Genomic DNA, 11,173 nt, shown 5'->3' on the forward strand with positions numbered 1-11,173 from the left:
GTTTATAATAATGCAATGATATCATGCATTAACTTAGGAGTGCTTCTTGATTTTAGTAAATAACCTCTACATCTCTAAAGAGCCTAGTGCAAACAGTGAAATATTTTCAACTCTTTTACATACCCATTCACTCAAAATTGAATCAATCCGATCATCACTCACAACACCGGGTGAATTTTATAATCAAAAACAAGATGAATGGGTATTGTTATTAACCGGAGAAGCTTGCCTCCAGATCAAGGATCAAATACTAAATTTGGTAGCTGGAGATTATTGTTTTATTCCAAAACATACCAAACATCGAGTGATATCAACCAGCAACGATGCTCTTTGGCTTGGAGTTTTTAGCTCTTAAACTCGTTAATACGTGCAGAAAGTGAATTAGCAACTTCAAGTAGCTGTTTCGAATCACTCTCAATTTGTTCAACACTATGACGATTTCCTTCCGAAACATCATTTATCTGTGAAATTTTGCCAATAATCCATTCGATATGCCCCACTACTTCAACTGAATCATTATAAGATCGCTCTGCTACTGAGACAGATCGTTCCATTTCCAAAGATGTCGCTGAAATTTTTTCTTCGACTTCATGTGAAATCACTGTTAATTCATTCATATTTTTGGCATTATCGCCCATTCTATCACTGACATCATTAATGGCTTGTACAATCATACCAACACTAATTTCAATCTCAGTCAAACTTTTTTGCGTACGCTCAGCCAATTTACGAACTTCATCGGCAACCACTGCAAATCCACGACCATGTTCTCCTGCTCGCGCAGCTTCAATCGCAGCATTAAGCGCTAAAAGGTTGGTTTGATCAGCTATATCTTTAATGACCCCTAATACACTTTTTACTTGATCTGCATCCTGACGAAGAGAAAGAAGTTGGGAAGACATTTCATGCTCATTTTCAATATATCCTTCCACTTCTACCACCAAACGGTATAAAGCATCTTTTGCCGTAAGCAATTCACCGTTTGCATTGGCAACATTTTGTTGAGTTTGTTCTGAAATTGCAATTGCACCGGAGAGAATTTCTTTAATTGAGTGACTTTTTTGAGTTGTAGCTTCTACAATTTGACGCTCTTTTTCTACTCCATTAGAAATAGCTCGAGTTGCGTTAGTAATCGTTGTTGCGATCATAGAATTTTGGTAACCTAAATCCTTAACTTCATTAACCGTCTCTTGTACCATAGAAACAAAATTATTAACCGCAAAAGCAGCCTGAGAAAATTCATCTTTTTTAGTTACTTCAAGCCGCTTAGTTAAATCTTTATCTCCGCTTACCAACGCACGAATTCGATTTCTTAATCCTTCAAGTGGAGCTAAAACTTCTCTTCCAAAAAAGATATTCAAGATACTGACAAAAACAACAACAACAACACTCAATGCAATCAATAAAATCGTTTCCGTTTTACTAATTTCAGCATCATTTTTTCCTAAAGAAATAACTAAATCCATCACACCAAGAATTTCACCTACTTGAACATTAGTATGACACGCAAGACATCGATCTTCAGCAACAAGAGGTTGTAGTAAACGTATTGTATGTGTACCCTCTTTATTTTCAATTACTTTTGGGGTTTTACTTTTGAAAATTTCACGAATTAATGGCTCTTCCGTAAATTTTGATTCAGGTGCAAGTAAATCAATGACTGCTTGTGATTTTTCTATTTTTAACGTTTCGATACCCTCAATTTTTTGAGCATTCGCAATTGCTTCCGCTACAATTGCAGGATCACCAGCCAACATACTTCCAGATAATGTTTGAAAAATCGACTTACTCAACATGTTGAGGGAACGTTTGGCCGTTTCATTAGAAAAGTCATGAAAAGTTGTTGTTAAGTACCAATATATAGTCCCTAACCCTAAAAAGCTAAAAAGCAACGTTGTAAAAATAATTTTAGATTTGACAGTATCAAACATTCTAAACCTCATTATATTGAATGTAAATTTTTTCTCTTTAAGTTATTGTACCGTATATCGATCGCCTTCGCGTGGGTTTGTAACGATTCCTTGTAAAGTTTGAATTTTAATCGGTAAATTTTTAGGTCGACGCATCGATACTGGATCAACCATGCTAACACTAAAATGTAAGTGAGGAGCAGTACAATATCCCGTATTTCCAGAATAGCCAATAAGTTGCCCTTTTTTGACATAATCACCTATCTTAACAACGGATCCACCTTGTTTAAGATGGTAATAATTACCAAGTGTCCCATCAGCATGACGTATATTGATGTAGTTCATATACGGACGATATTCAGAACTCGCTCCACCAAGATTACTACTGACATCAATCCCGACAATTTCTCCTTCACGAGCTGCATAAAGTGAAGTCCCTATCGGAAGAGAAAAATCGATAGCATACGCAGAAAGCCCTTTGTGAGAAAGCCCTCCGTTATATCCTTGAGATACACGGACGCTCGCCCCTTTTGCAAAAGGGAGTGCATAAAGATAACTATCATCATGTTGAGCAAAAGCGGAGCCTTTTACCCACCCATATGTAGCTTCATAATCAACAGCAGAAGAAGTTAACGGATTCAGCCGAATCACCTCTTTTTTCGCTTTTCCTGCCAATTCAATAAAGAATGGGAGTTTTTGGTTCGCTTTCAGATTAATCAGTTTTCCAAAATCAAGAGATAATGTCACCAAATAAGGATTTAAATTTTCCGCTTCAAAAACAATATCTCCATTAGCTCGGCGTTCTTGTACCACTAATACACTGTTTCTAGAACCAATTTTATACGCTCGTTTGATTTTAGATACTTCCGAGCGTTTCAATATCCGTAAATGTTCTTCATAGGCTTTTTCTTGCTCTAACGCGTATTGAATACTTTTATCTTCTAAAGCTTGTTCATCACATAGTTTCTCAATATTCTGTATCGAATTTTTAGGGAAATTTTTTTGATAGAAAGCAATAACTTCCGAACGAATACGCGGTTGATGAAGAGGTTCTAACGGAATCGAAACCAATTCTTCAAACCCTTGTTTATCTGATTTTTCAATAGTAATATTTAACGACTTTTTATACATCATGTCTATCGATTCTTTAGTCTTGGACAGTGTACGTAACTCTTGTAAATATTTATTTAGTGCATCCTTGTCTACTTCATTTGTATTTGTAAATCCATTCCCAACACGCATTACCCCCTCCACTCCACTTAAAAAGTTTCGTAAAAGATATTTATTAGGTTCCATAACAGACGTATTGCTCAGTTTTTCGATTAAAACTGCATTTGTTTGGAGGGGTTCTACCAATGCTCCAAATAAAAGAGGGTTGGAAGCAGCATAAAGAGAGTGCATGAAAAGTATCAAACAACACCAGAAACCTCTCATAAGCAACTCCCTTTTCTTTTAATTCTAACATTATTGCTCTAAGAGTATAATATCGTCACTTTAAACTATGGGGTAAAATTTATGTCTAAACGCATCTTAGAAGTAATAAAGCCGGGAGTGATCTTTGGCGATGATATCCAAAAATTATTTGATATTGCCAAAGCGGAAGGGTTTGCTCTTCCGGCCGTCAATGTTGTCGGAACTGATTCAATCAACGGTGTTCTCGAAGCGGCTAAGGTAGTCAATTCACCTGTAATTATTCAGTTTTCTAACGGTGGTGCAAGCTACTATGCAGGCAAAGGGCTCAGCAACGAGCATGAACAAGCGGCTATTGCCGGAGCCATCAGCGGAGCGATTCATACTCATATGATGGCAGAAGCATACGGCATTCCTGTTATCTTGCATACTGACCATGCTGCGCGTCAGCTATTGCCATGGATAGATGCCCTTCTCGATGCCGGTGAAAAACATTATGAGCAATACGGTAAACCCCTCTTTAGTTCTCACATGCTTGATCTCTCCGAAGAGTCTCTCGAAGAGAACGTCGCAACCTGCGTAGAATACATGAAGCGTATGGATAAGATCGGGATGACATTAGAGATCGAACTCGGTGTCACCGGAGGGGAAGAAGACGGTGTCGATAATACCAATATCGATAACACCCTCCTCTACACTCAGCCTGAAGACGTTGCCTATGCGTATGAAAAACTCAGTGCGGTGAGCAACCGATTCACCATCGCCGCATCGTTCGGTAATGTCCATGGTGTTTACAAACCAGGCAACGTTGTTCTCACACCGATTATCCTCGACAATTCCCAAAAATACATCCAAGAAAAATTTGGTACGATATCAGAGCAACCGGTCAATTTCGTATTCCACGGCGGTTCAGGATCAACCCACGCAGAAATCCGCGAAGCGATCAGCTACGGCGTCATCAAAATGAACATCGATACCGATACCCAATGGGCAACGTGGGAAGGGGTTAAAGATTATTACGAAAAATACAAAGATTATCTCCAAGGGCAAATCGGAAATCCAGAAGGTGAAGAGAAACCGAATAAAAAATATTATGATCCGCGCAAATGGCTCCGTGATGGACAAAAAACATTAGTAAATCGGGTGAAAGTAGCGTTTGAAGATTTGAACGCGATCGATAGAAATTAATTATAGAAGAAGCTCTCCCGCAAAAGCGGGAAAGTAAAGAAGATTATTTTGTGTAAACGATTTTCGCTTTAGAACGGAGATCAGCCATCTTTTTTTCCATGGTCAATTTAAATTTATCCATTTTCAAACGCTGTTCGATAAAATTTTTCACTTCATCAAAGCTCAATTTTTTTGCCGCTTTTTTATCTTCAACATAGATGACATGATAACCAAACTGACTTTGCACCGGTGTAGATGAAATAGTCCCCTCTTTCATCGCAAACGCCGCATCATTAAAAGATGGTACCATTTGTCCACGCGGGAAATAACCTAAATCTCCCCCCTTCGCCGCACTTGGCCCGGTAGATTTCAATTTGGCTTGGGCAATGAACTCATTTTTCAGTTTATCGCCGCTCAACGATTTCATACTTTTGATCACTGCATCCGCTTCCGCATCAGTTTTTACTAAAATATGACGTGCACGAATTTTTTCTTTATCAACAAACTCATCCGGATTGGTATCAAAATACGATTTTACTTCTTTTGGATCTACTTTAATTGCTTCAAATTGCTCTTGTTCCCATACTTTTGCTGCCAATTGAACTTTTAGACGGTTAACCAAAGCTTCAAGCTCTTGTTTATACACTTTTGAATCCAAAACACCCATCCGTTTTGCATCATCGTACACAAGCTCTTGGGCAATCATTCCCTCGATGATACGTTGACGTAACTCATTTTGTTTATCGGCAGGAAGAGAATCAAAACGACCTTGAGTCCCTTCCATCAATACTTTGCTTACCTCTTCTGAGGTAATCTCATCGCCGTTTACCGTTGCTAAAACAGCCGCTGATACACATTGTGCACTCAACAATACACCTAAAATCCAAGCGGCATAATATCGCTTCATTGTTATCCTTGTGATTACCCCTCTTTCAAGGGGGATTTAATTTCGGCATTATAATATATTTGTGAGTATAGTACGCAAAAACTAATCAATATTAAACAGCATTACTTTGACGTTTTTGTTGCGCTATTTTTAAATACCGATCCATCATTTGTAAAAGAAAATATTTATCGATCGGTTTAGCCAAGTGAGCATCCAATCCTGCTGCCATAATTCGTTCACGATCGCCCACTAATGCATGAGCCGTTAATGCAATAACCGGAACAAATCCTCGCTTATCACGCTTATCAATCTCTTTGATAAGACGATTTGCCATTAATCCATCCATAATCGGCATATCAATATCCATCAATACTAAATCAAAATGTTCTTTAAGGTAAGCATCAACCGCTTTTTGACCATTATCAACTGCAATAACCCGAAAATGCTCGTGAAGTAATATCGTCTCAAGAAGCTTAAGATTAATCAAGTTATCTTCAGCTATCAAGATTTTGATATTCTCATCGTGAGAGATAGGTTGCATTTCTTGACTACGTACGATCAACTCTTTTGGCAATGTCCGCCAAATAACTGTCAAAATTTTATACAGCGAATTGGGTAAAATCGGTTGCCTCAGGATTGTAAGATCCGGTTCTATCGACAGATCGGTTGATTTTTTATCATCAAGTTTCAAAATAGGAACTATATTTAAATGCGGATACGTTGATTTAATGGCATCAATTTGTGATTTAGAGATATTTGGCATATCCAAAAAAAGGACATCGCTTTGATGTAAAATAGGATTAACTAAATCATAAATACTTTTTGTCTCCATATGAAATAATTCTAAATATTTATATAGTAATGCACCCTGTGCTGTAAGTTTATGTTCAGATGTATAAATAACCGCTCTACTGCCTTTAACAAAATCAAATGATGCCTTTTCATTGACTTGATGTTTAATGCGATATGAAAATCGTGACCCTTTTCCCGATTCAGAGGCGAGCATCAAATGCGAATCCATCATATCAACGTATTTATGACTAAGTCCTAACCCAATTCCCAATCCATCATGTGCACGGTGTTGATTTGCCCAAGCAGAAGCAAAAGGGCGTAAAAGAGTTTTCATTTTTTCTTGCTCAATACCACATCCTGTATCACTTACTGCATATTCTACTTCCATAAAATTATTTTCTTCTTTTACAATGAGAACTTCAACCAATATCCGTCCTCCTTTTGCAGTAAATTTAAGACTATTTTGAATTAAATTACGTAAAATCGCAAGAATTTTATCTTGATCTCCCATCATCGTCTTAGGGAGATTCGGATCAATCAAAAACATCAAGCTAATCTCTTTAGAAAGAGCTACATCAAAAAACTGTTGGACAAAATTTTCATATACATCAAGGGGATTGAACAATGCCGAATGAACATGGATACTTCCGCTTTCTACCTGCATCATTTCTAAAAGATTTTCAATATTGCGCATCATAGACTGAGCACTCAGACTCATCATTTGCACGTATTCCTCTTGCCATACATTTAATGGAGAGTCTTTGAGTAAATCTGAAAATCCAATGATGGCATTCATCGGTGTACGAAATTCATGCGAAATATTGGTTAGAAATTTATTTTTAAGTTGTTCAAAATAACGCTCAGCAGTATGCGCCCGTTCAATGACAGACATATCTCGGAAAATTACTCCTATAATAGGAGTATTTTCCAACCAAATGACTTCCGATTTAATCGCAACATCATATCCTACTCCTCCAATCTCAATGTTTCCCCGATAATTTCCAGAGTTAGAAAGAATATACGAAAAATCAACCCCATGTGGAAAAAACCAATGAGAAACAGGTGCAATATTTTTCAAAGATGCAGCATTCATCAATGCCATTAATATACTATTGCATCCCACTACATTACCTGATAAATCGGTATATATCATCGGATCAGAATGTAAATGTGCACACGATGTAAGCAAAGGAATTAAAGCAATATGGTCTTGTTCAAAACTTTTTTGATAAATCATAGGAAACTCCTTATACACTTATATATAACCCGAATCTTAAAAAAACAACTCTTCTTGCAAAACACTCAATCTACTTGTAAATCAGTCCAAGGTTCTCTTATTGTAACACAAATTTTTCATACACAAATTTTTTTTTCGGTACATGTTACAATACGCTCAAAAAAACGGATTGAGCAGATGCAAAAAGCAACTAAAAAAGAGATAGAAGCCATTAAAATAGCTCTATTAGAACGCTACGCCGAAGCAGTAACCGAATTGAACTACACTAATGCTTTTGAACTCGTTATCGCTGTCGCACTCTCAGCTCAATGTACTGACAAACGGGTCAACCTCATCACCCCTGCTTTGTTCAAAGCCTATCCAACCCCTAAAGATTTAGCTAATGCCAATCTTGAAGAGGTCAAAAAAATGATTCAAAGCTGCTCTTTCTTTAATAATAAAGCAATGAATCTCATTGAAATGGCTAAACGGGTAGTAAACGTGTATGACGAAGAGGTTCCATTAGATGAAAAAGAGCTTGTTACTCTCGCCGGAGTAGGACAGAAAACTGCGCATGTCGTCCTCATCGAATATACCGGTGCTAATCTAATGGCGGTCGATACTCATGTCTTTAGGGTGAGTCATCGGCTGGGTCTCAGCAATGATTCTACCCCGATTGCTACCGAAGCAACTCTGGTTAAAAAATTTAAAACCAATCTTCATCAGCTTCATCAAGGGCTTGTGTTATTCGGGCGCTACATCTGTACCGCCAAAAACCCCAAATGCGATACTGAATGTTTTTTAAAAGAGTTTTGCAAAAGTAAGGAGGGGTTTAAAGCCAGATGAGATACAATCACTTCATGAAAAAACACTATATATTGGTACTTCTTCCAATTCTCATGAGCGGATGTTTCAATGAACGGGGAATCAGCTTAAAATACTATAATAACTGTGAAGAGTATTACGATTTGCAAGGGTACTATCACAAACAGTGCGACAAAAATATTGTCAATTACCAAGAGGTGATTGATACGATCCAACCCACTCAAAACCCTGCACGAGGAAGCGTACGCTAAATCTATTTAATGGCAATAAAAGTTGCAAAATTTGCCCATCGGAACAATACCTCACAGGTTTTAAAACCACTATTCCTTGCCATTAGAATATTCTCATTCATCGTATAGGGGATAAGCACATTTTCAAGTGCTTCACGCTTTTGAACAATCTCATATTCACTGTAACCTTGAACTTTTTTAAAATCGTAATAACAATCAATCAATTCTTTACCCAGTTTCGGATCTTCACTCACTACTTTTTCGCTGAAAATAAATACACCTCCACTATCAAGGGTATCACTAATGGTTCGAACAAGAGTATCTCGTAACATTGGACGGATAAATTGAAGCGTATAATTACTAATCATCACCTGCGCTTTTTCATAAGGAAACGTCAAAATATCCCCTTCATGCAATTCAATGCCTGAATGATAAACTTCAATTTTTTTCCTCGCATGTTCAATCATCGCCAAAGAATTATCGATACCAATGAGTTTTATGTTGCTATTTTTATCTATAGAACGTTCAATATCTAAAAGTAAAGATGCCGTCGAACACCCTAAATCATATACAATCCCTCCTTTACGAAGAGCATTGATGGCAAAATGACGGGTAAGCGCTTGCGATTCTTTATAAAAGGGGACCGAACGTAAAAGCATATCATCAAAAACAGCCGCCACTTCAGCATCAAATTCAAACTGCTTGGAAATAGGTTTGGTAAATACAGTATCAGTTTTCATAACAGGTATTGTAGCGTAAAGGGAGATACTTTTACATTCTTGTTTTTAAAACAAAGTAGGAATAATATTCATTTCTGTTCTCTTAACTTTTGCCGATATCGATTTAGTTTCTCCAAAAAAAGTCAACTCATTTTCACGTAAAATACGGATTACATTCGTTGTACCAGGTGTTCCGATCGGATAACCGGCAGTAAAGACATAAGTATTTTTTTTATCAATAATCTTGCGCGAAAGACCACTATGAATAATCTCACTTAACATCTCTTCTAAACGCCCTTTCTGAGTAAGATAGGCTGGAACGACCCCCCAAACCATTGTTAAAAGTCGAGCAACTCTTTCTTCATGTGTTGCAGCATAAATCGTCATTCTCGGACGATAGCGAGAAAGTTTTTTCGCTGATGAACCTGATGTTGTCATGGCTATAATGCCCTCTGCTTTAAGTAAATCCCCTAAACGTACTGCCGATTCGTTCACTACATCCATCGAATCATCGTATCCAAAATCAAATTTACCAAATGGATAAATTTCCTCAATACTCTGAATTGTATTAACCATTGTTTCCACAACCAAAACAGGATTGTTACCGATCGCACTCTCCTCTGAGAGCATCACGGCATCCGTTCCATCCAAAACAGCATTGGCAACATCACTGATCTCCGCACGTGTTGCGGACTCTTTTTCCGTCATCGAAAGAAGCATTTGCGTTGCAGTAATTACCGGTTTGGAGTGTTCATTTGCTTTTTGAATCAACATTTTTTGAATCGTCGGAACACGATAATAAGGAACTTCTATCCCCAAATCACCCCGTGCAACCATTATCCCATCCGAATGGCGTAAAATCTCATCAATATTTTCAACGGCATCAAATTTTTCAATTTTTGCATAAAGCTGAACCTCACCGCCACACGCACGAACAACGTCACGTGCATTAATCATATCCTGCGCATTTTGGACAAAAGAGATCGCCATAAAATCAACCTTATTGGCGACTCCCCACGCCATATCGACCCGATCTTTTTCAGTCAAAATATCGATTCCCAAACGGGTATTGGGAAAATTCACCCCTTTATTCGAGGTAAGCTTTCCTTTATTTTCGATCACAGCCTGAACATACTCGCTATGAATCTCGACAATACGGGCACGAATATTTCCATCGTATAAATAAATAGCATCTCCTACATTGAGCCTATTCAAAACAGCACTTTGATTAATGGATAACCGATAGTGATTTGATTCGACTTGCTCCCCATCGCATGTTTCATAATAAAAATCTATCCGATCTTCAGTTTCTAAATGGAACGCTTCTATGAGTTTTCCAACACGGATTTTAGGACCGCTAATATCTTGTAAAACTCCTACTATTAATCCGGTTTCCTTCATCGCAGTTCGAATATTTGCCAATACTTGAGAATGGTATTCATGCGTACCATGTGAAAAATTAAGACGAAAAACATTGACTCCCGCTTTGATCAAAGCTATAAGAGTTTCAATGGTATCAGAAGCAGGTCCGACGGTGGCTAATATTTTAGTTCGTTTTTGCATTCGTGTTACCTATACTCTCTTTCAATTTAGAAAATAGTAACACATTTTTCCATTTTTCTTAAAAAGTTCTTGAGCAACCTCTATACAATCTCAGTCAATTTAGATTACAATGAACTAATATCTTAAATCATGTAGGTTTTAACGTATGATCAAACACACTATTGATACCGATATTATCCTAATTGATATTATTGACTTTTCGCGTCTTTCCATGGAAAATCAGCTTGAAATTATCTCTTACCTCTCACTAACTTACAAAAAAATGATCCAAAAAATGCTTAAAAAATCCAAAATAACAATGGATAAGATGATTCAAGGAATTATCCCTACCGGAGATGGATTTTATTGTATTTTGGAACCAAGTTTAAAAGGATTCGGTTCTATACTAGGTCTCTCTTTTATCCATTTTTCCGATTTTATTGCTCAAGAATACCCTTATTTCAAAGGAATCCGTG

General features: G+C 37.3%; 10 protein-coding genes and 1 pseudogene. 5 read left to right on the top strand and 6 right to left on the bottom strand.

The window, feature by feature from the left end; all coding sequences use genetic code 11:
- Positions 1 to 46 precede the first annotated feature (46 nt).
- Positions 47 to 355 carry a cupin domain-containing protein gene (locus WA010_RS00585; RefSeq protein WP_422555237.1) on the top strand — a complete coding sequence of 103 codons (309 nt, stop codon included), beginning with the start codon at positions 47 to 49 and terminating at the stop codon, positions 353 to 355.
- On the opposite strand, the gene WA010_RS00590 is transcribed toward WA010_RS00585, so the two are convergent.
- On the bottom strand, positions 345 to 1,931 hold the full coding sequence (locus WA010_RS00590) for a methyl-accepting chemotaxis protein (RefSeq protein WP_422555238.1): 1,587 nt from the start codon (positions 1,929 to 1,931) through the stop codon (positions 345 to 347). The two genes, WA010_RS00585 and WA010_RS00590, sit on opposite strands and share 11 nt — an antisense overlap.
- 42 nt (positions 1,932 to 1,973) lie before the next feature.
- On the bottom strand, positions 1,974 to 3,344 hold the full coding sequence (locus tag WA010_RS00595) for a M23 family metallopeptidase (protein ID WP_422555239.1): 1,371 nt from the start codon (positions 3,342 to 3,344) through the stop codon (positions 1,974 to 1,976).
- An 81-nt stretch (positions 3,345 to 3,425) separates the two neighbouring features.
- Here WA010_RS00595 and fbaA point away from each other — a divergent pair, with 81 nt between their 5' ends.
- Positions 3,426 to 4,508, top strand: coding sequence for a class II fructose-bisphosphate aldolase (fbaA, locus tag WA010_RS00600; protein WP_422555240.1), 1,083 nt, complete (start codon positions 3,426 to 3,428; stop codon positions 4,506 to 4,508).
- Positions 4,509 to 4,551: 43 nt separating this feature from the next.
- On the opposite strand, the gene WA010_RS00605 is transcribed toward fbaA, so the two are convergent.
- A complete protein-coding gene (locus WA010_RS00605) occupies positions 4,552 to 5,394 on the bottom strand; it encodes a peptidyl-prolyl cis-trans isomerase (RefSeq protein WP_422555241.1) in 843 nt (280 codons plus the stop codon).
- Positions 5,395 to 5,485: 91 nt separating this feature from the next.
- A complete protein-coding gene (locus WA010_RS00610) occupies positions 5,486 to 7,402 on the bottom strand; it encodes a response regulator (protein ID WP_422555242.1) in 1,917 nt (638 codons plus the stop codon).
- 177 nt (positions 7,403 to 7,579) lie between these two features.
- Between WA010_RS00610 and nth the strand changes: the two genes are divergently transcribed.
- Positions 7,580 to 8,227: an endonuclease III gene (gene nth / locus WA010_RS00615; protein WP_422555243.1), complete on the top strand. Its 648-nt coding sequence runs from the start codon at positions 7,580 to 7,582 to the stop codon at positions 8,225 to 8,227.
- A gap of 14 nt (positions 8,228 to 8,241) precedes the next feature.
- Complete coding sequence (locus WA010_RS00620; protein WP_422555246.1) at positions 8,242 to 8,457, top strand: hypothetical protein; 216 nt, start codon at positions 8,242 to 8,244, stop codon at positions 8,455 to 8,457.
- A gap of 2 nt (positions 8,458 to 8,459) precedes the next feature.
- Here WA010_RS00620 and cmoA read toward each other — a convergent pair whose 3' ends face one another.
- Both cmoA and pyk read right to left on the bottom strand, forming a co-directional pair.
- Complete coding sequence (cmoA, locus tag WA010_RS00625) at positions 8,460 to 9,176, bottom strand: carboxy-S-adenosyl-L-methionine synthase CmoA (protein WP_422555244.1); 717 nt, start codon at positions 9,174 to 9,176, stop codon at positions 8,460 to 8,462.
- Positions 9,177 to 9,221: 45 nt separating this feature from the next.
- A complete protein-coding gene (pyk, locus tag WA010_RS00630) occupies positions 9,222 to 10,718 on the bottom strand; it encodes a pyruvate kinase (protein ID WP_422555245.1) in 1,497 nt (498 codons plus the stop codon).
- Positions 10,719 to 10,863: 145 nt separating this feature from the next.
- Here pyk and WA010_RS00635 point away from each other — a divergent pair.
- A pseudogene (locus tag WA010_RS00635) lies at positions 10,864 to 11,173 on the top strand (hypothetical protein); the annotation flags it as partial.

Source organism: Sulfuricurvum sp. (assembly GCF_049305995.1).
Lineage (GTDB): Bacteria > Campylobacterota > Campylobacteria > Campylobacterales > Sulfurimonadaceae > Sulfuricurvum.